The organism is Burkholderia sp. BCC1985, from assembly GCF_905339915.1.
In the GTDB taxonomy this organism is placed as follows: Bacteria; Pseudomonadota; Gammaproteobacteria; order Burkholderiales; family Burkholderiaceae; genus Burkholderia.
In genome coordinates, this window is record NZ_CAJPGY010000001.1 from 341,048 (window position 1) to 359,881 (window position 18,834).

The 18,834-nt window shown below is 68.0% G+C and carries 18 protein-coding genes; 3 read left to right on the forward strand and 15 right to left on the reverse strand.

The window, feature by feature from the left end; genetic code table 11:
• Positions 1 to 8 precede the first annotated feature (8 nt).
• The 6 genes from U4Z31_RS01600 to U4Z31_RS01625 all read right to left on the reverse strand — a co-directional run bounded on the left by U4Z31_RS01600 (position 9) and on the right by U4Z31_RS01625 (position 5,509).
• On the reverse strand, positions 9 to 1,211 hold the full coding sequence (locus U4Z31_RS01600) for a tryptophan--tRNA ligase (RefSeq protein WP_044847993.1): 1,203 nt from the start codon (positions 1,209 to 1,211) through the stop codon (positions 9 to 11).
• Between the two features lie 8 nt (positions 1,212 to 1,219).
• A complete protein-coding gene (locus U4Z31_RS01605; RefSeq protein ID WP_044847994.1) occupies positions 1,220 to 1,882 on the reverse strand; it encodes a site-2 protease family protein in 663 nt (220 codons plus the stop codon).
• A gap of 45 nt (positions 1,883 to 1,927) precedes the next feature.
• Positions 1,928 to 2,560: an L-threonylcarbamoyladenylate synthase gene (locus U4Z31_RS01610; RefSeq protein WP_124522131.1), complete on the reverse strand. Its 633-nt coding sequence runs from the start codon at positions 2,558 to 2,560 to the stop codon at positions 1,928 to 1,930.
• A gap of 79 nt (positions 2,561 to 2,639) precedes the next feature.
• Complete coding sequence (locus U4Z31_RS01615) at positions 2,640 to 3,470, reverse strand: 3',5'-nucleoside bisphosphate phosphatase (RefSeq protein ID WP_321809261.1); 831 nt, start codon at positions 3,468 to 3,470, stop codon at positions 2,640 to 2,642.
• 82 nt (positions 3,471 to 3,552) lie between these two features.
• Entirely contained in the window at positions 3,553 to 4,443 is an 891-nt protein-coding gene (locus tag U4Z31_RS01620; RefSeq protein ID WP_321809262.1) for an alpha/beta hydrolase, read from the reverse strand.
• A 208-nt stretch (positions 4,444 to 4,651) separates the two neighbouring features.
• Complete coding sequence (locus U4Z31_RS01625) at positions 4,652 to 5,509, reverse strand: ferritin-like domain-containing protein (protein WP_321809263.1); 858 nt, start codon at positions 5,507 to 5,509, stop codon at positions 4,652 to 4,654.
• A 144-nt stretch (positions 5,510 to 5,653) separates the two neighbouring features.
• Here U4Z31_RS01625 and U4Z31_RS01630 point away from each other — a divergent pair, with 144 nt between their 5' ends.
• From U4Z31_RS01630 to U4Z31_RS01640, 3 genes are all read left to right on the forward strand, one after another.
• Positions 5,654 to 6,178 carry a gamma carbonic anhydrase family protein gene (locus U4Z31_RS01630; RefSeq protein ID WP_321809264.1) on the forward strand — a complete coding sequence of 175 codons (525 nt, stop codon included), beginning with the start codon at positions 5,654 to 5,656 and terminating at the stop codon, positions 6,176 to 6,178.
• Between the two features lie 25 nt (positions 6,179 to 6,203).
• A complete protein-coding gene (hslO, locus tag U4Z31_RS01635) occupies positions 6,204 to 7,154 on the forward strand; it encodes an Hsp33 family molecular chaperone HslO (RefSeq protein ID WP_321809265.1) in 951 nt (316 codons plus the stop codon).
• 137 nt (positions 7,155 to 7,291) lie between these two features.
• Positions 7,292 to 7,651, forward strand: coding sequence for a hypothetical protein (locus U4Z31_RS01640; RefSeq protein WP_321809266.1), 360 nt, complete (start codon positions 7,292 to 7,294; stop codon positions 7,649 to 7,651).
• A 94-nt stretch (positions 7,652 to 7,745) separates the two neighbouring features.
• On the opposite strand, the gene ftsB is transcribed toward U4Z31_RS01640, so the two are convergent.
• The 9 genes from ftsB to U4Z31_RS01685 form a co-directional block, all read right to left on the reverse strand.
• Positions 7,746 to 8,171 carry a cell division protein FtsB gene (gene ftsB / locus U4Z31_RS01645; protein ID WP_044848176.1) on the reverse strand — a complete coding sequence of 142 codons (426 nt, stop codon included), beginning with the start codon at positions 8,169 to 8,171 and terminating at the stop codon, positions 7,746 to 7,748.
• An 82-nt stretch (positions 8,172 to 8,253) separates the two neighbouring features.
• Entirely contained in the window at positions 8,254 to 9,537 is a 1,284-nt protein-coding gene (gene eno / locus U4Z31_RS01650; RefSeq protein WP_011885396.1) for a phosphopyruvate hydratase, read from the reverse strand.
• A gap of 106 nt (positions 9,538 to 9,643) precedes the next feature.
• Complete coding sequence (gene kdsA / locus U4Z31_RS01655; protein WP_044848177.1) at positions 9,644 to 10,498, reverse strand: 3-deoxy-8-phosphooctulonate synthase; 855 nt, start codon at positions 10,496 to 10,498, stop codon at positions 9,644 to 9,646.
• A gap of 3 nt (positions 10,499 to 10,501) precedes the next feature.
• Positions 10,502 to 12,154, reverse strand: coding sequence for a CTP synthase (locus U4Z31_RS01660; RefSeq protein WP_124488302.1), 1,653 nt, complete (start codon positions 12,152 to 12,154; stop codon positions 10,502 to 10,504).
• Positions 12,155 to 12,325: 171 nt separating this feature from the next.
• On the reverse strand, positions 12,326 to 13,171 hold the full coding sequence (locus tag U4Z31_RS01665; RefSeq protein ID WP_044848179.1) for an alpha/beta fold hydrolase: 846 nt from the start codon (positions 13,169 to 13,171) through the stop codon (positions 12,326 to 12,328).
• 232 nt (positions 13,172 to 13,403) lie between these two features.
• Positions 13,404 to 15,911: a DNA internalization-related competence protein ComEC/Rec2 gene (locus U4Z31_RS01670; RefSeq protein WP_321809267.1), complete on the reverse strand. Its 2,508-nt coding sequence runs from the start codon at positions 15,909 to 15,911 to the stop codon at positions 13,404 to 13,406.
• Positions 15,912 to 15,968: 57 nt separating this feature from the next.
• On the reverse strand, positions 15,969 to 16,757 hold the full coding sequence (locus tag U4Z31_RS01675; protein WP_321809268.1) for a TatD family hydrolase: 789 nt from the start codon (positions 16,755 to 16,757) through the stop codon (positions 15,969 to 15,971).
• A gap of 64 nt (positions 16,758 to 16,821) precedes the next feature.
• Positions 16,822 to 17,580: a lipoprotein-releasing ABC transporter ATP-binding protein LolD gene (lolD, locus tag U4Z31_RS01680; RefSeq protein WP_081051465.1), complete on the reverse strand. Its 759-nt coding sequence runs from the start codon at positions 17,578 to 17,580 to the stop codon at positions 16,822 to 16,824.
• The gene (locus U4Z31_RS01685; protein ID WP_044848183.1) at positions 17,573 to 18,826 is read right to left on the reverse strand and encodes a lipoprotein-releasing ABC transporter permease subunit; all 1,254 of its coding nucleotides are present in this window, start codon (positions 18,824 to 18,826) and stop codon (positions 17,573 to 17,575) included. Before U4Z31_RS01685 ends, lolD begins: the two co-directional genes overlap by 8 nt.
• Positions 18,827 to 18,834 lie beyond the last annotated feature (8 nt).

Here is an 18,834-nt window from a genome sequence, read left to right on the forward strand (position 1 = left end):
CCGTCAGGTCAGGTGTACGACAGGCCCATCGCCTCGCGCACGTCGCGCATCGTCTCGACCGCGTGCTTGCGCGCCTTGTCGCAGCCGTCCGCGACGATCGCGCGAAGCAGCGACGGATCGTCCATGTACTTCTGTGCGCGCTCGAGCATCGGCTGCTGTTCGCGCAGGATCCCTTCGACGACCGGCTGCTTGCAATCGAGGCAGCCGATACCCGCCGAGCGGCAGCCGCTCTGCACCCACTGGTGCGTCGCTTCGTCCGTATAGACCTGATGCAGCTGCCACACCGGGCACTTGTCGGGATCGCCCGGATCGGTGCGGCGCACGCGCGCCGGATCGGTCGGCATCGTGCGGACCTTCTTCGTGATCGTCTCCGCGTCCTCGCGCAGGCCGATCGTGTTGCCGTACGACTTCGACATCTTCTGGCCGTCGAGGCCCGGCATCCGCGACGCTTCGGTCAAAAGCGCCTGCGGCTCGACCAGGATGATCTTGCGCGCGCCTTCGAGATAGCCGAACAGGCGCTCGCGGTCGCTCATCGACAGGCTTTGCGATTCCTGCAGCATCGCGCGCGCCTGTTCGAGCGCCTCGTCGTCGCCCTCCTGCTGGTACGCATTGCGCAGTTCGTGATAGAGCTTCGCGCGCTTGCCGCCGAGCTTCTTCGCGGCCTCGAGCGCCTTCTCCTCGAAGCCCGGCTCGCGGCCGTACAGGTAGTTGAAGCGGCGCGCGATCTCGCGCGTCATCTCGACGTGCGGCACCTGGTCTTCACCGACCGGCACGAGCGAGCCGCGATACAGCAGGATGTCGGCCGCCATCAGCACCGGGTAGCCGAGGAAGCCGTAGGTCGACAGGTCCTTGTCCTTCAGCTTCTCCATCTGCTCCTTGTAGGTCGGCACGCGTTCGAGCCAGCCGAGCGGCGTGCTCATGCCGAGCAGCAGCGCGAGCTCCGCATGCTCGGGCACCTTGCTCTGGATGAACAGCGTCGCCTGCGCCGGATCGATGCCGGACGCGAGCCAGTCGATCAGCACGTCCCACACGTTCTTCTCGATGACCTCGGGCGTTTCGTAGTGCGTCGTCAGCGCATGCCAGTCGACCACGCAGAAGAAGCACGGGTACTCGGACTGCAGCTTCACCCAGTTTTTCAGCACGCCGTGGTAGTGGCCGAGGTGCAGCGACCCGGTGGGTCGCATGCCGGAGAAAATACGATCTGGGAACATGATTGTCGTTAGAAAAGCGAGGCGAAGGGAGACAGGATGGCGCTCAGCACGCCGGCCGCGGCGTTCACGAGCGGGCGCAGCCAGAAATTCGTCAGCACGCCCGTCGTGACCAGCACGAGGACGATGATGAAACCGTACGGCTCGATGCGCGACAGCGCGATCGATTGCTTCGGCGGCAGCAGTGCCGCGAGGATGCGGCCGCCGTCGAGCGGCGGCAGCGGAAACAGGTTCAGCACGCCGAGCACCAGGTTCGCGCTGACGCCCGCATAGGCCATCCGCGTGAAGAACGGCTCGTCGATGCCGGCCGCGGGCAGCACGATGGTCAGCACGCCCCAGACCAGCGCCTGCACGAAGTTGCAGGCCGGACCCGCGAGCGCCACCCACAGGCTGCCCCAGCGCGGATCGCGCAGGTTGCCGAACGATACCGGCACCGGCTTCGCATAGCCGAACAGGAAAGCGCCGCCGGTCAGGAAATACATCACGAGCGGAATCGCGATCGTGCCGAGCGGATCGATGTGGCGCATCGGGTTGAACGACACGCGCCCCATCATGTAGGCGGTGTTGTCGCCGAGCAGGCGCGCGGCATAGCCGTGCGCAGCCTCGTGCAGCGTGATCGCGAAGATCACGGGCAGCGCGTAGACGGCGATGGTCTGAATCAGGGAAGCGTCCATATCGCGTTATTGTAACAAGCGCACTCGCGCAAAAATGAATGGCGCTTACGCGGCCGACAGCCCGAACGGTTCGAGCGCGCCGCGCCCCGCGCGCACGAGCTGCGGCGCGTCGCCCGTCAGGTCGATCACCGTCGACGGCTCGCGCGGACACGCGCCGCCGTCGATCACGAGATCGACCTGCTTCTCGAGCCGCGCGCGGATGTCGTCGGGATCGTTCAGCGGCTCGTCGTCCGGCGGCAGGATCAGCGTCGTGCCGAGCAGCGGCTGGCCGAGCGACTCGAGCAGCGCGAGCGTGATCGCGTGATCGGGAACGCGCAGCCCGATCGTCTTGCGCGACGGATGCGACAGCCGGCGCGGCACTTCCTTGGTTGCCTGCAGGATGAACACGTACGGGCCCGGCGTCACCGACTTGATCTGCCGGTACTGACGGTTGTCCACCATCGCGAAGTTGGCCAGTTCCGACAGGTCGCGCACGAGCAGCGACAGGTGCTGCTTCTCGTCGAGGCCGCGGATGCGGCGCACGCGCTCGACCGCGTCCTTGTCGTCGAGGTGGCACGCGAGCGCGTAGCTCGAATCGGTCGGCATTGCGATCACGCCGCCCTTGCTGACGATGTCCGCGGCCTGCTTGATCAGGCGCGGCTGCGGATTATCCGGATGAATCCTGAAGAACTGGGACATGGGGACACGTAAAGAGGGAGAAGTCGGATGCGCGCCTCGCCGGCAGCGCGAACGGCGAACGGCAAGCGGCCGCGACGCGTCAGAGCCAGCGCTCCCAGACCGGTTTCAGATCGGGCGGCAACGGCGGGAGGCTGCCGAGTTCGACGCGGCCCTCGCCCGGCGCATGGAAATCCGAACCGCGCGACACCTCGAAGCCGAAGCGGCGCGCGACGTCCGCGTATTCGCGGTACTGGTCGGGCGTGTGGCTGCCCGTGATGACCTCGATCGCCCGGCCGCCGAGATCGATGAATTCGCCGAAGAATGCGTCGAATTCGACCGGCGTATAGCGGTAGCGGCCCGGGTGTGCGACCACGGCCTCCCCGCCCGCCGCGCGAATCCATGCGACGGCGTCGGACAGCGTCGCCCAGCGGTGCGGAACGAACCCCGGCTTGCCGTCGCCGAGCAGGCGGTCGAACACGTCGGACGTCGATGCGGCATGGCCGTTCTCGACCAGGAAACGCGCGAAGTGGGTGCGCGAGATCAGGTCGGGATTCGACACGTACTTCAGCGCGCCTTCGTACGCGCCGGGGATGCCGAGCGTCTCGAGCTGCGCGGCGATCGCCCGCGCACGGGCCGCACGGCCGTGGCGCGTACGGTACAGGCCGTCGACGAGCGTCGGGTTCGACGGATCGATGTGCAGCCCGACGATGTGCACGGTGCGCGACGCCCACGTGACCGAAATCTCGACGCCGCTCAGATAGCGCATGCCGAGCGCTTCCGCCTCGCTGCGCGCCGCCGCCTGGCCGCCGATCTCGTCGTGGTCGGTCAGTGCCCACAGGGTCACGCCGCCGGCATGGGCGCGGCGCGCGACGTCGGCAGGCGACAGCAACCCGTCGGAAACATTCGAATGGCAGTGGAGATCAGCGTTCATTGTCGGTATGGCAGGTGAAGCTTCATTCTACTGCAATGCGGCAAATGCGCCGCCCGCCTGCCCCGCCGCTGCCGCCGCCGGCCTATGCGCAGAACGCCTCGATCAGCGCCGCGACCTGCTCCGGCTGGTCGTGATGGACCATGTGGCCGGCATCCTCGACGAGCTTTTCGCGCCAGTCGGGGAACGCGCCGAAGCGCGCCTTGAACTCGGCCAGCGGGATGTCGCCCGCGATGTAGGCGAGCGTCGGCGAATTGACGGCCTCGACGTGCAGCACCTTCGCGCGCACCTGCTTCCAGACGGCCATCACCTCGTCGAGCCGGTACAGCTGCGGGCCCGCCATCTTGTGCGCGGGGTCCGCCAGCAGGTGATATAGGCCGTCTTCGCCGCGCTTCGACCAGTGCGCGGCGAGGAACGCCGCGCGGCGCGGATCGAGCCGCGGATTGGTCTTGGTCAGCCGGGCCGCGACGTCGTCGAGCGACGCGTACGGGCGCAGCACCGGCGGCTCGCGCAGCTCGTCGAGCCAGCCGCGCAGCCGGCGCGGCGCCTGCTCGGCCCGCGCGGGGGCGAGCCCGAACCCTTCGAGGTCGACCACGCGCCGCACGCGCTCCGGCCGCGCGCCCGCGTACAGGCACACGACGTTCGCCCCCATGCTGTGCCCGACCAGGTTGACTTCGCCGGTCGGCGCATAGTGATCGACCAGCGCGTCGAGATCGCCCAGGTACTCGTGGAACCAGTAATGACCGCCGCCCTGCCGCGCGACCGGCCAGTCGGACAGGCCGAAGCCGCGCGCATCCGGCGCGATCACCTGCCAGTCGCCCGCGAGCGCGTCGACGACGAACTGGAACGATGCCGCGACGTCCATCCAGCCGTGCAGCATGAACAGCGTCGGCGCATCGGGCCGGCCCCAGCGCCGCACATGCAGCTTGACACCGCGGACGGTGACGAAATCCGAAACAGAACTCGAGGCATTCATTGCAGCCGCCAAAAAAAGAATGGTCGTTCGATTATAGCGATGGCACTTCCGTTCCGGCGCCCGGCAGTCGAGGCTGCGCTCTAGCGACGGTGAGCCGACGGTACGTGTCCGGCGCATCGACTGCCATGGAAATGCCGCCGAGCGGCCCGTGTGGCCAGCCGGCGGCAGCGTTCGCCCGCCCGTCCGGAGCCGGCGGCGCCCGCTCGCCCTAACCCGCCGCCGGGCCGTCCGGCATGTCCTGCGCGGCGAGTTCGTCCAGCTCCGCCTGCTCGAATCCCGCGGTGCGGCGCGCGTCGAAATTGAACGGGCCGCGCAGCCGCGGCGCATGGTACTGCTCGGCAAGCTCGCGGTAGGTGGGAACCGGATCGCGGCCGGCGGCGTCGCACAAGTGCCGGAACCAGCGGTTCCCGATCGCGACATGGCCGATCTCGTCGCGCAGGATCACGTCGAGGATCGCCGCGGACGCGTCGTCGCCCGCCTGCAAGAGCCGCGCACGGATCGGCGGCGACGCGTCGAGCCCGCGCGCCTCGAGGGTGCGCGGCACGAGCGCCATCCGCGCGAGCACATCGGCCTTGGTCCGCTCGCACATCTCCCATAGCCCGTTGTGCGCGGGGAAATCGCCGTACGCATGCCCGAACCCGGCCAGCCGGTCGGACAGCAGCGTGAAGTGATAGGCCTCCTCGGCCGCGACCTTCAGCCAGTCCGCGTAGAACGCGTCGGGCATGCCGGCGAAGCGCCACACGGCGTCGAGCGCGAGGTTGATCGCGTTGAATTCGATATGCGCGAGCGCGTGCAGCAACACCGCGCGCCCCGCGGGCGAGCGCATGCTGCGGCGCTCGAGCTGGCGCGGCTCGACGAGCGGCGGGCGCGCCGGACGGCCGGGCAGGTCGGCCGGCTCGTCCAGGCCGAGCGCCGGCGCGATCGCGGCCTGTCCGGCGAGCAGCGCGTCATACAGCGCACGGACCTGCGCGGCCTTCGCGGCCGGCTCGGCGATCCGCAGCGCGTCGAGTGCGGCGCGGCGCACGCAACGCGGCGCCGCGGTAAGGGAAGAAGGCTGCATGCTCATCAAACGGGGGCACCATCCGCACGCATCGCGGGAACGCACGCACGCGACGGTTTACAATAAGCGTTTGTGCCGTCACGCAACGCGCCCGGCACGCCAGACGCGCCATTCTACCGGCGCCCATCATCGAAGAGACCAGGAGACTCCGTGACGATCTACAAACTGGGCGAGACGGCCCCGACGATCCACGAAAGCGTATTCGTCGCCGATACGGCGGCCATCATCGGCAAGGTCGTGCTCGAGGAAAACGCGAGCGTCTGGTTCGGCGCGACGATTCGCGGCGACAACGAGCCGATCACGGTCGGCACCGGCAGCAATGTCCAGGAAGGCGCGGTCCTGCATACGGACCCGGGCTTTCCGCTGACGATTGCCGAAAACGTGACGATCGGGCACCAGGCGATGCTGCACGGGTGCACGATCGGCGAGGGTTCGCTGATCGGGATTCAGGCGGTGGTCTTGAATGGAGCGGTGATCGGCCGCAACTGTCTGGTCGGTGCCGGCGCGGTCGTGACGGAAGGCAAGACGTTCGCGGACAATTCGCTGATTCTCGGCGCCCCGGCGAAAGTCGTGCGCGAGCTGTCGGCAGACGACATCGCGCGGCTGCGCGCCAATGCGAAGACGTACGTCGAGCGGCGTGCGCATTTCAAGGAGCAACTCGTGCGGATCGGCTGATTCGCGCGGATTTCAAGGAAGAAGAGTGAGCGACCAGTTACAGAAATTCATGTTCAATTCGGCACCCGTGCGCGGCGAGATCGTGTCGCTGCGCAACACGTGGCAAGAGGTGCTTTCCCGCCGTGACTACCCTGCCCCGGTGCGCACGGTGCTCGGCGAGATGATGGCCGCGTGTGCGCTGCTGTCGGCGAACCTGAAATTTCACGGCACCCTGATCATGCAGATCTTCGGCGACGGGCCGGTCCAGATGCTGGTCGTCCAGTGCGGTTCGGACCTGACGATGCGCGCCACGGCCAAGTTCGCCGGCGACGCGGCGCAGACGATCGGCGACGACATGCAGTTCGCGTCGCTCGTCAACGCGAGCGGTCACGGCCGCTGCGTGATCACGCTCGACCCGGCCGAGAAGCTGCCGGGCCAGCAGCCGTACCAGGGCATCGTGCCGCTGAACGGCGTCGACGGCCCGCTCGAATCGGTGTCGCAGGTCCTCGAGCACTACATGCACCACTCGGAGCAGCTCGACACGCGGCTGTGGCTGGCGGCCGATCGCGACCGCGCGGTCGGCATGCTGCTGCAGAAGCTGCCGGGCGACGGCGGTATCGTGCCGCGCAACGCCGAGACCGACGCCGACACCTGGGAGCGCGTCTGCACGCTCGGCGGCACGCTGTCCGCCAAGGAGTTGCTCGAGGTCGAACCGGAAGTCGTGTTCCGCCGGCTGTTCTGGCAGGAAAACGTGCAGCACTTCGACCCGGCCGGGACGCGTTTCCAGTGCTCGTGCTCCCGCGAGAAGGTCGGCGCGATGCTGCGCATGCTCGGCCGCGACGAAGTCGACAGCGTGATCGTCGAGCGCGGTCACGTCGAAATCCACTGCGAGTTCTGCAACCAGCGCTACGAATTCGATCCCGTCGACGTCGCGCAGTTGTTCGCCGCGCCGGAACTCGCGACCGGCATCACGCCCGCGACCGAGCAGCGTCACTGAGCGCGCCGCGCGTCTGTGCCCGCGATGCGGGCGCGGGCGCATAATGACGCACGAGCGTCGCCCGCACGGCTCACGCGCCGCAGGTCCCGCCTTCGGCGCAAACCGCTTTGCACTGCGGCGCGCTGCTGGAGAAACACATGAATCGCCCGTTCCGCACTCTCGTCCTGGCCAGTGTCGCAGCTGGCACGCTGGCCCTCGCCGGCTGCGCGGTGCAGCCGCCTTCGTCGACGATCCTGAGCCGCCTGCCCGGGCCGGGCGCGTCGGGCGGCAGGCCGCCCGCCCTGTCGAGCGCGGAGCGCAAACGCTACGACGAGATCGACCGGCAGGTACTGCGCGAGCAGAACGACGCGATGGCGGCCGAGGCCGCCGCGCGCGCCTGGTCGTATTACTCTCCGCCGCCCGTGACGGTCTACGGCGGCTATTACGGCGGCGGCTGGGGCAGCCGATGGGGCACCGGCATCGGCTATGGCTACGGTTACCCGGGCTGGTGGTGGTGACGCGACATCGCGTCGACCGACCCGATTGACGACTGGCAGGAAATAAAAAAGCGCGGCATTTCCCGCGCTTTTTCAATGGTTCGGACTCCCGCGCTCAGTGATGCGCGGCCTTGCCCTTCTCGCCGCCGTGATGCCGCGACGGTTTCGCGATCGACTGCGGGTTCGGCACGACACGCACGGGTGCCGCGGACACGGTACCGCGCGTCGACGTGCTCGACGGCGTGTTGTTCAGCGGGCTGGCCGGCGCGTTCGGCGATACGAACTGCACGAACACTTCGCCATCCTTCACCATGCCCATCTCGTAGCGCGCGCGCTCCTCGATGGCCGCGGTACCGCCCTGCAGATCCTGCACTTCGCCCGCGATCCGTTCATTGCGCAGCTTCTCGTCCGCATTCTTCTGCAGCTGATCGCCGAGCTGCTGGCGCAATTCGTGCACCCGCAACCAGCCGCCGTGTCCCCACCATAGGGGGTACTGAATGAGCGCCAGCAAGGCAATCAGGACGACAGTGACAAGCCGCATGTAAGAGACGCAGATATAAGAAGCGCCGCTCCGCGCGACATGCACAGAGCGGCGTCGAGATGACGAACCCGATAGTAGCGCGTTAGCGCAGGTTATAGAAAGCCGATTTGCCCGGGTAGCTCGCGATGTCGCCGAGATCTTCCTCGATGCGCAGCAGCTGGTTGTACTTCGAGATGCGGTCGCTGCGCGACAGCGAACCCGTCTTGATCTGACCGGCGTTCAGGCCGACCGCGATGTCCGCGATCGTCGAATCTTCCGTTTCGCCCGAGCGGTGCGAGATCACGGCCGTGTAGCCCGCGCGCTTCGCCATTTCGATTGCCGCGAACGTTTCGGTCAGCGTACCGATCTGGTTGATCTTGATGAGGATCGAGTTCGCGATGCCCTTCTCGATGCCTTCCTTCAGGATGCGCGTGTTCGTGACGAACAGGTCGTCGCCGACGAGCTGCACCTTCTTGCCGAGGCGCTCGGTCAGCAGCTTCCAGCCGTCCCAGTCGCCTTCGTGCATGCCGTCCTCGATCGACACGATCGGGAACTTGTCGGCGAGCGTCGCGAGGTAGTCGGTGAATTCGGCCGACGACAGTTGCAGGCCTTCGCCCGCGAGCTGGTACTTGCCGTCGTGGTAGAACTCGGAGGCCGCGCAGTCGAGCGCGAGCAGCACGTCTTCGCCCGCACGGTAGCCGGCCTTCTCGATCGCCTGCAGGATCGTCGACAGGCACTCGTCGTTGCTGCCGAAGTTCGGCGCGAAGCCGCCTTCGTCGCCGACTGCCGTGCTCATGCCGCGGTCGCTCAGGATCTTCTTCAGTGCGTGGAACACTTCCGCGCCGCAACGCAGGGCTTCACGGAACGTCGGCTGACTCACCGGGACGATCATGAATTCCTGGATGTCGAGGCTGTTGTTCGCGTGCGCGCCGCCGTTGACGATGTTCATCATCGGGACCGGCAGCTGCATCGCGCCCGAGCCGCCGAAGTAGCGGTACAGCGGCAGGCCGGCTTCTTCAGCCGCTGCCTTCGCGACGGCCATCGACACGGCCAGCATCGCGTTCGCGCCGAGGCGCGACTTGTTGTCGGTGCCGTCCAGCTCGAGCAGCGTCTTGTCGAGGAACGCCTGTTCCGACGCGTCGAGGCCCATGATGGCTTCGGAGATTTCGGTGTTGATGTGCTCGACTGCCTTCAGCACGCCCTTGCCGTTGTAGCGGCCGGCTTCGCCGTCGCGCAGTTCGATCGCTTCACGCGAGCCGGTGGACGCGCCCGACGGCACCGCCGCGCGGCCCATCGTGCCCGATTCGAGCAGCACGTCGCATTCGACGGTGGGGTTGCCGCGCGAATCCAGAATCTCGCGGCCGATGATATCTACGATTGCACTCATGGGTTTCCTCTGAGAATGACGATGGATTCTTCAAACTGCGACGGCACGCGCGCCGACATTGCTTACGCTACTGACGCGCGAGGCCGTCGCATGGTTCATTCGATCTTTAGTTGAAATCGTTTTCCAGGAACGGATTGCGCTTCACCGCCTGGTCGAGCGTGACGAGGGTCTCCAGCAGCGCGCCCATCCGGTTCAGCGGCACCGCGTTCGGGCCGTCCGACTTCGCTTCGGCCGGATTCGGGTGCGTTTCCATGAACAGGCCCGCAACACCCGTCGCGACGGCAGCACGCGCGAGCACCGGCACGAATTCGCGCTGGCCGCCCGAGCTCGTGCCCTGCCCGCCCGGCAGCTGCACCGAGTGGGTCGCATCGAACACGACCGGCGCGTTCGTCTCGCGCATGATCGCGAGCGAGCGCATGTCCGACACAAGGTTGTTGTAGCCGAACGAGACGCCGCGCTCGCACGCCATGAAGCGGTCTTCCGACAGCCCGGCTTCACGCGCCGCGTCGCGCGCCTTGTCGATCACGTTCTTCATGTCGTGCGGCGCGAGGAACTGGCCCTTCTTGATATTGACGGGCTTGCCCGAGCGTGCGCACGCGTGGATGAAGTCGGTCTGACGGCACAGGAACGCGGGCGTCTGCAGCACGTCGACGACCGACGCGACCTGCTCGATCTCCTCGATCGAATGCACGTCGGTCAGCACCGGCAGGCCGAGCTGGCGCTTCACCTCGCCGAGGATCCGCAGGCCCTCGTCCATTCCGAGGCCGCGAAACGACTTGCCCGAGCTGCGATTCGCCTTGTCGTAGGACGACTTGTAGATGAACGGGACGTTCAGCTTCTCGCAGATCTCCTTCAGGCGGCCCGCCGTGTCGATCGTCATCTGCTCCGATTCGACGACGCAGGTACCCGCGATCAGGAAGAAAGGCTGGTCGAGACCGACCTCGAAATCGCACAGCTTCATGCTTTACACTCCGCGCGCTTGCTTGTTGGCGAGCGCGGCTTCGACGAACGACTTGAAGAGGGGATGACCGTCACGCGGCGTGGACGTGAATTCCGGGTGGAACTGGACGCCGACGAACCACGGGTGCATCGAGCGCGGCAGCTCCATCATTTCCGGCAGATCCTCGCTCGGGGTACGGGCGCTGATGATAAGGCCGCCGGCTTCGAGCTGGGGCACGAAGCGGTTATTGACTTCATAACGGTGGCGATGGCGCTCGTTCACGTCCTTGCCATAGATCTCTTCGGCCATCGTGCCGGGCTTGATCGGGCAGCGTTGCGAGCCGAGGCGCATCGTGCCGCCGAGATCGGATTCCTCGGTGCGCGTCTCGACCTTGCCTTCGCGGTCGTGCCACTCGGTGATCAGCGCGACCACGCGTTCCGGCGTTTCCGGATCGAATTCCGTGCTGTTCGCCTGCTTCAGGCCGACGACGTCGCGCGCGAATTCGATCACCGCGAGCTGCATGCCGAGACAGATGCCGAGGTACGGCACCTTCGCCTCGCGCGCATAGCGGATCGCCGCGATCTTGCCTTCCGTGCCGCGACGGCCGAAACCGCCCGGCACCAGCACGGCGTCGAGATGCTTCAGGCTGTCGACACCGTTCGTCTCGATCTCTTCCGAGTCGATGTACTCGATGTTGACCTTGGTCGACGTGTGCAGCGATGCGTGGCGCAGCGCCTCGATCAGCGACTTGTACGACTCGGTCAGGTCGACGTACTTGCCGACCATGCCGATCGTCACTTCGTGCTTCGGGTTTTCCAGCTTCTCGACGAGCTCCGACCACATGCTCAGGTCGGCGTCCTTCGGCGACAGCTTCAGCTCTTCGCAGATGATCCGGTCGAGGCCCTGGTCGTGCAGCATCTGCGGAATCTTGTAGATGCTGTCGGCGTCCCACACCGAGATCACGGCGTCTTCCGGCACGTTCGAGAACATCGAGATCTTCTTCGATTCGTCGTCCGGGATGCGGCGGTCCGCACGGCACAGCAGCACGTGCGGCAGGATGCCGATCTCGCGCAGCTTCTGCACGCTGTGCTGGGTCGGCTTCGTCTTCAGCTCGCCGGCCGTCGCGACGTACGGCACGAGCGTCAGGTGCACGAAGCACGCGCTGTTGCGGCCGAGGCGCAGGCTCATCTGGCGCGCGGCCTCGAGGAACGGCAGCGACTCGATGTCGCCGACCGTGCCGCCGATCTCGACGATCGCGACGTCCGGTTCGCCGCAGGTGGCCGATGCCGCCCCGCGCTCGATGAACGCCTGGATTTCGTTCGTGATGTGCGGAATCACCTGCACGGTCTTGCCGAGATAGTCGCCGCGGCGTTCCTTGCGGATCACCGATTCGTAGATCTGGCCGGTCGTGAAGTTGTTGGCCTTGCGCATCTTCGTGCTGATGAAGCGCTCATAGTGGCCGAGGTCGAGGTCGGTCTCCGCTCCGTCTTCCGTCACGAACACTTCGCCGTGCTGGAACGGGCTCATCGTGCCGGGGTCGACGTTGATGTAGGGATCGAGTTTGAGGAGGGTGACTTTCAGACCGCGCGATTCGAGGATCGCGGCGAGAGAGGCGGCGGCAATACCCTTGCCGAGGGAAGAAACTACGCCGCCGGTGACGAAAACATATTTGGTCATCGCTGGATGCTCGCGGGAAAAACGGATTATACCGTAAAGCCCGCCCTTCTCTCAGCAATTGACGCGATGATCCCGCCCTTTCGCGCTGTGCCGCGCCAGCCGTGCGCGCCGGGGCGAACCGGCCGGACGGTGCAACCGCGCACGCCGGACGCGGAGCACCGGACCAAGGCGTCAGGCGCTGTTCGCGAGCGCCGCGCTGTCTCGCGGCACGCCGCCCTCCGCCGTTTTCAGCGAATTCAGCATCCGCTGCAATGCGCGGGCCGTCTCGATCGGCCGCTCCATCGGGAACAGGTGGCTGCCCTCGATCCATTCGATGCGCCCGCGCGCGGCGCGTCGCGTCGCCTCGAGCCCGACCTGCCGCACCTCGCGCGAGCGCGTGCCGGCGAGAAAGCCGAGCGGCACCGGCGCGCCGTGCGCGAGCCGCGGGCCGAGCGTGTGCGGCAGCGTCCGGTAGATCAGGTATTCGACCTGCCGGTCGAATGCGAGCGCGCGTTCGCCGTCGGCGCCCGCCTGCGGGATGCCGTGGTCGATGTAGTCCGACAGCATCCGCTCGTCCCAGCGCGCGAACGCGGGTTTCTCGTGAAAGTGCCGCCAGGCTTCGTCGCGGCTCGCCCAGCGCGTGCGCCGGTTGCGCGTCGCGGCCGCCGGCGACAGCCGCTCGTCGAGCCCGGCCCACTGGCTCGCGCGCAGCGCGCCGGCGCGCCATCCCGCGATGATCGGTGAATCGATCATCACCACGCCGCGCACCCAGTGCGGTTTTTTCAGCGCGGCCATCAGCGACAGGTAGCCGCCGAGCGAATGGCCGACGAGCCAGACCGGGCGCTCGTAGCGGCTGCCGATGTCGTCGAGCAGCTGCTCGACGAGATGCGGCCAGTCGCGTGTCACCGGGTAGCGGCGGTCGTGACCGATGCGCTCGATGTAACGCAGGTCGTAGTCGTCTGCCAGCTCGGCGAAGATCGTCCGGTACGTCGAGGCCGGAAAACCGTTCGCATGCGAGAAGTGGAGGATGTCCTTCAAACGCCGATGTCTCCTTTGTCGACGGGAGTTGGCGCTTTAGCGCTTACTCCGATCCCATGCTTCGCGGTCGACGGGAGTTGGCGCTTCAGCGCTTACTCCCGTCCCATACTTCGCGGTCGACCGGAGTTGGTGCTTTGGCACTTACTCCCGCCCCATGCTTCGCGATCGGCGGGCTCCGCTGCTCCAGCACCTGTCCGGTCTCTTCGTTCCTGCTGCGCGCCACCACACCAACTCACCGGTCCATCCAGTACCGTCGCTGCGCATCGCGATAACGCTCGAACGCAAAACCGCCGTCCGCCGGCGCGACGTCGAACCGCACGGCCCCGTCGCGATCGGTGCGTGGCAGCGGAATCCCGCGCGCCTCGTAGCGCGCGAGGACCGTCCGGTGCGGATGCCCGAAGCGATTGCGATAGCCTACAGGAAATACCGCGACGCGCGGCCCGACCGAATCGAGGAAAGGCTCGACCGACGACGTGCGGCTGCCATGGTGCGGCACGACGAGGATCTGCGCGGCCAGCGCGTCGCGCGCATCGGCCACCAGGCGGCGCTCGGCGCGTGCCTCGATGTCGCCCGTCAGCAGGGCCGACGTGCCCACCGCGTCGATGCGCAGCACGCACGATTGTTCGTTCGACGGACCGGCCCCCGCCACGCGCGGCGGCCACAGCATCGTGAACACGACACCGTCCCAGCTCCACCGCTGCCCGGCCGCGCAAGGCAGTCGATCGGTCACGCCGGCCGCCTGCGCGTCGCGCCACAGCCGGTGCCGCGGCGCGATGCCGGCGACCAGCTGGCGAACCTCGGCGGCCGCATAGACGGCCGCCGCGCCGCCCGCATGATCGGCGTCCGCATGACTGAGCACGAGCGTATCGACGGTCCGGATTCCGCGCGAGCGCAACGACGGCGCAACGATCCGCTGGCCGGCATGGGTCGACTCCGGCCCGGGCCCCGCATCGAACAGCAAGGTCCGGCGTGCGGTCTCGACCAGCACCGACGCGCCCTGCCCGACGTCGAGCACGGTCAGCCGGAAGCCGCCCGGCGGCGGTTTATCCGGCGCCGGCGCAAGCAGCGGCAGCCATGTGATCGGCGCGGCCCAGCGCAGCGGCCAGCCGCGCGGCATCAACACCCATGCGACGCCGATGCACGCCAGCATCAACACCGGCCAGTCGGGCATGCGCAGCCAGAATACGCCGGCCGGCCAGTCGGCGAGATGCCCCAGCAGCGCCATCATCGGTTCGAGCGCCGCATGCGCGAGCCGGAACGCATAGCCGTCCAACGGCGCGGGCAACCCGATACCGGCGAGCACGACCGGCGTCACGACGGCGCTGACCCACGGAATCGCGAACGCATTGCCGAACGGGCCGGATACCGAGATCTGCGCGAACCACGCGGCCGTCAGCGGCGCGAGGCCGATCGTCACCGCGTACTGCACGCGCGTGGCCTCCGCGATTCGGCGCCCGGCACGCGCGCACCCTGCTCGCAGCCACCGCCAGCGGTCGACCGCGGCGGTGCCATCCCCCGCACCGTCGCCGCTGTCGCGCCTGTCGCCCCCGTCGAATTCGCACACCGCGCGCCAGCCCGCGACCGCCATCAGGATTACCGCGACCGCGCCGAACGACAGCCAGAAACCGGCGGACAACACGGCCCACGGATCGGCGAGCAGCACGCCGCCGAGCGCCGCGCACAGCACCGCGGAGGTCGGCACGCTGCGTCCGGCCAGATAGGCGGCCGCACCGGCCGCGATCATCCACCATGCGCGCTGCGCCGGCACGTTGAAGCCGGCGAGCGCCGCGTAGCCGGCGGCGGCCGCCAGCGCGGCAACCGAAGCCACGTAAGGCGCGGGAATCATCAGCGCCGCCGCACGTCCTCGCCAGCGCAGACGCCGCCAGACGATCGATGCGATCCCGCCGGCGAGCGCGCCGACGAGCCCGACATGCAGCCCCGAGATCGCGACCAGATGACTCGTGCCCGTATTGCGCAGCACGCGCCACGCGTCGTCGCCGATGCCGGATTGATCGCCGACCGCGAGCGCGGTCACGATGCCGCGATGGCGCGCGCCGCTGCCGAGCGCATCGCCGATACCGGCACGCAGCGCGTCGCGCAGCCGATCGATCGACGCGCGCCATCCCGATGCACGCGCGTCGAGCAGTTCCGCCCGTTCGGGCGCGACCACATAGCCGATCGCGCGAATGCCCGCGGCGAGCCATGCCGCCTCGCTGTCGCGCACGCCGGGATTCGCCTCGGCATGCGGACGCTTCAGGCGCACGACGAGGCGCCAGCGCTGCGCGGCGCGCAAATCGGGCATCGCGTCGCGTGCCGCGGGCGCGCCGTACGTGCGCCACGACAACCGGATCACGGGAGGAAACCGGGCCAGCGCCGCATCGTTCGATTCGACGGCAAACAGCAGTCGCGCGCCGGTGTCGTCGATCACCGGCAACCCGCGGATCACGCCCGTGACGACGATGTTGCGCCCTTCCCGCTCGACGGGCAGGCTGTCACGCAGCCGCCATTCGGCGCGCGCGGCCGCATAGCCGAATCCGATCGCACCGGCGGCGCACGCGCACAGCACCCACCGGAGCGCGACAATCGCGCGGGTTCGACGGCGCCGCGCACACCATGCAAGCAGCGCGCCGCAACCGGCCAGCACGGCCGCCCCGCCTGCCCAGACGCCCGCGCCCGGCAACGCCGCCTGCCGCTGCAGCACGACCACGCCGAGCGCGAACGCGATCCACCACACGCGCATCGCGCCTCCTCGTCGACCTGGCGCCGCCGCTGTCGAGACGGCGCCTTCCGGCAACGATTATGCGGACGAAAGGGCGAGTCGCGGCAGCGCGGCGAGCGCGTTAGCCGTTGTGGATAGGGACAGCGCGTGCGCGTCGATCCCGCGCAGCTCGGCGAGCACGGCACCGATGCGCGGCACCTGGTCGGGCGCATTGCGGGACTTGTACGCCCATTCGGGCGCGATGTCGGGCGCGTCGGTCTCGACGACGATCGCGTCGAGCGGCAACTGCGCGGCGAGCCGGCGGATCTGCAACGCGCGTCCGAACGTCACGTTGCCGCCGAAACCGAGATGCAGCCCCTGTGCGAGATACGCGTCGGCCTGCTGGAAACTGCCGTTGAACGCATGCGCGATGCCGCGCCGCACGCCGAAGCGGCGCAGCCCGGCGAGCACGCGGTCCTGCGACTTGCGCACGTGGCACAGCACCGGCAGGTCGAATTCCCGCGCGAGCTTGAGCTGCCCTTGATAGAAGAATTGCTGCCGCGCTTCGTCGAGCCCCGGCACGAAGTAGTCGAGCCCGATCTCGCCGATCGCGACGAAGCGCGGATCGTCGAGGCTCGCCTCGATCTCTATGCGCAGCCGGTCGAGATCCTCGTCGCGTGCGTGCGGCGTATACATCGGGTGGATGCCGAGCGCATAGACCGCGCCCGGTGTGCGCTGCGCCAGTTCGCGCACGGTCGTGAAGTTGTCGCGCCCGATGCTCGGAATCACGATGCGCGACACGCCGGCCGCACGCGCCGCCTGCGTGACCGCGTCGCGGTCGGCGTCGAATTCGGCGGCATCGAGATGGCAATGCGTATCGATCCACATGGCGGCTTTCCTGCGCCCCGCCGCAACGCCGGGACTCGTCCGGCGGCACGGCGGAGGCGTTCGTTCACACCGGCAGCGCCGGCTCCTCGTGCAGCACGCCGTCGCGCAGGCGCATGATGCGGTCGCAGCGCGCGGCGAGCTCGGGATCGTGCGTGACGATCACGAAGCTCGTTTCGAGCGTCTCGGACAACTCGAGCATCAGGTTGAACACGGTATCGGCCGTCGTGCCATCGAGGTTGCCGGTCGGCTCGTCGGCGAGCACGCAGGCCGGCTTCGTCACCAGCGCGCGCGCGATCGCGACGCGCTGCCGCTCGCCGCCCGACAGCTCGCCCGGCCGGTGCTTCGCACGCGGGCCGAGACCGACACGTTCGAGCATCGCCTGTGCCTGCGCGCGCGCGTCCTCGGTCGTCATCCGGCGGATGCGCAGCGGCATCGCGACGTTGTCGAGCGCGGTGAATTCCGGCAGCAGGTGATGGAACTGGTAGACGAAGCCGAGCGCGCGGTTGCGCAGCTCGTTGCGCTCGCGCTCGGCGAGCTGCGTAAACGGCTTGCCGAGCAGCGACACTTCGCCCGCGCTCGGTTCGTCGAGGCCGCCCAGCACGTGCAGCAGCGTGCTCTTGCCGGAGCCCGACGCGCCGACGACCGCCAGCTTCTCGCCGCGCCGCACCGTCAGCTCGGTGTTGTTGAGCACCTGCACGTTGAAGCCGCCCTGCACGAACGCCTTCGTGATCCCGCGCGCCTGAAGCACGTATTCCTGCATACCTGCCGAATCCTGTCTGATGGGTTGTCGTGAATCCGCGAATGCGGTCGCGCGATCATTCATAGCGCAGCGCCTCCGCCGGCTTCACCTTCGCGCCGCGCCAGCTCGGATAGAGCGTCGCGACGGCCGACAGCACGAACGCGATCAGGCCGATCTTGATGACGTCGCCCGCGACGAGCTCGGACGGCAGCTCGCTGATGAAGTACACCGACGGCGGCAGGAACTGAACGCCGAACAGGTGCTCGATCATCGGGATCAGCCACGGAATGCTCCACGCGATCAGGCAGCCGAGCGCGACGCCCGATGCGGTGCCGACGAAGCCGATCGTCACGCCCTGCACGACGAAGATCTTCATGATCGAGCCCGGCTGCGCGCCAAGCGTGCGCAGGATCGCGATGTCGGCCTGCTTGTTGGTCACCGTCATCACGAGCGACGACACGAGGTTGAACGCGGCCACCGCGATGATCAGCGTGAGGATGATGAACATCATCCGCTTCTCGATCTGCACGGCCGAGAACCAGGTCTTGTTCTGCTGGGTCCAGTCGCGGATGTACAGGCTGCCCGACAGCGTATGCGACAGCTCGACCGCGACCTGCGGCGCCTTCTGCATGTCGGTGAGCCGCAGCCGCACGCCGGTCGGCGCGGCCATCCGGAACAGCGCCTCCGCGTCGCGGATGTTGATCATCGCGAGCGTGCTGTCGTATTCGTAGTGGCCCGACTCGAACACGCCGACGACCGTGAACTGCTTGAGCCGCGGCATCATCCCGGCCGGCGTGATCGTGCCTTCGGGGGCGACGAGCGTGACCTTGTCGCCGACCGTCACGCCGAGGTTGCCGGCGAGCGCGTCGCCGAGCACGATGCCGAACTGGCCCGGCACGAGCGCGGCGAGCTGGCCTGCCTTCATGTCCTTGCCGATGTCCGACACCTGCGGTTCGAGCGACGGCTCGACGCCGCGCAGCATCACGCCGCTCACCGCGTCCTGGCGCGTGAGCAGCGCCTGCGCGTCGACGTACGGCGCCGCGCCCGTCACCGACGGATTGCGGCGCGCTTCCTGCGCGGTCAGTTGCCAGTCGGGCATCGAGCCGGTCGGCGAAAACACCTCGACGTGCGCGAGCACCGACAGCATGCGGTCGCGCACTTCCTTCTGGAAGCCGTTCATCACGGACAGCACGACGATCAGCGCCGCGACGCCGAGCGCGATCCCGAGCATCGACACGAGCGCGATGAAGGAAATGAAGCCGTTGCCGGTCGTGCGTTTGCCGGCGCGCGTGTAGCGCCAGCCGATCTGCCATTCGTACGGAAGTTTCAAGCGAATCC

Excerpts from the sequence above, each read along its gene's own strand:
- U4Z31_RS01600 (WP_044847993.1), bottom strand. The coding sequence starts at position 1,211 with ATGTTCCCAGATCGTATTTTCTCCGGCATGCGACCCACCGGGTCGCTG.
- U4Z31_RS01605 (WP_044847994.1), bottom strand. The coding sequence starts at position 1,882 with ATGGACGCTTCCCTGATTCAGACCATCGCCGTCTACGCGCTGCCCGTG.
- U4Z31_RS01610 (WP_124522131.1), bottom strand. The coding sequence starts at position 2,560 with ATGTCCCAGTTCTTCAGGATTCATCCGGATAATCCGCAGCCGCGCCTG.
- U4Z31_RS01615 (WP_321809261.1), bottom strand. The coding sequence starts at position 3,470 with ATGAACGCTGATCTCCACTGCCATTCGAATGTTTCCGACGGGTTGCTG.
- U4Z31_RS01620 (WP_321809262.1), bottom strand. The coding sequence starts at position 4,443 with ATGAATGCCTCGAGTTCTGTTTCGGATTTCGTCACCGTCCGCGGTGTC.
- U4Z31_RS01625 (WP_321809263.1), bottom strand. The coding sequence starts at position 5,509 with ATGAGCATGCAGCCTTCTTCCCTTACCGCGGCGCCGCGTTGCGTGCGC.
- U4Z31_RS01640 (WP_321809266.1), top strand. The coding sequence starts at position 7,292 with ATGAATCGCCCGTTCCGCACTCTCGTCCTGGCCAGTGTCGCAGCTGGC.
- ftsB (WP_044848176.1), bottom strand. The coding sequence starts at position 8,171 with ATGCGGCTTGTCACTGTCGTCCTGATTGCCTTGCTGGCGCTCATTCAG.
- eno (WP_011885396.1), bottom strand. The coding sequence starts at position 9,537 with ATGAGTGCAATCGTAGATATCATCGGCCGCGAGATTCTGGATTCGCGC.
- kdsA (WP_044848177.1), bottom strand. The coding sequence starts at position 10,498 with ATGAAGCTGTGCGATTTCGAGGTCGGTCTCGACCAGCCTTTCTTCCTG.
- U4Z31_RS01660 (WP_124488302.1), bottom strand. The coding sequence starts at position 12,154 with ATGACCAAATATGTTTTCGTCACCGGCGGCGTAGTTTCTTCCCTCGGC.
- U4Z31_RS01670 (WP_321809267.1), bottom strand. The coding sequence starts at position 15,911 with ATGCGCGTGTGGTGGATCGCGTTCGCGCTCGGCGTGGTCGTGCTGCAG.
- U4Z31_RS01675 (WP_321809268.1), bottom strand. The coding sequence starts at position 16,757 with ATGTGGATCGATACGCATTGCCATCTCGATGCCGCCGAATTCGACGCC.
- lolD (WP_081051465.1), bottom strand. The coding sequence starts at position 17,580 with ATGAATGATCGCGCGACCGCATTCGCGGATTCACGACAACCCATCAGA.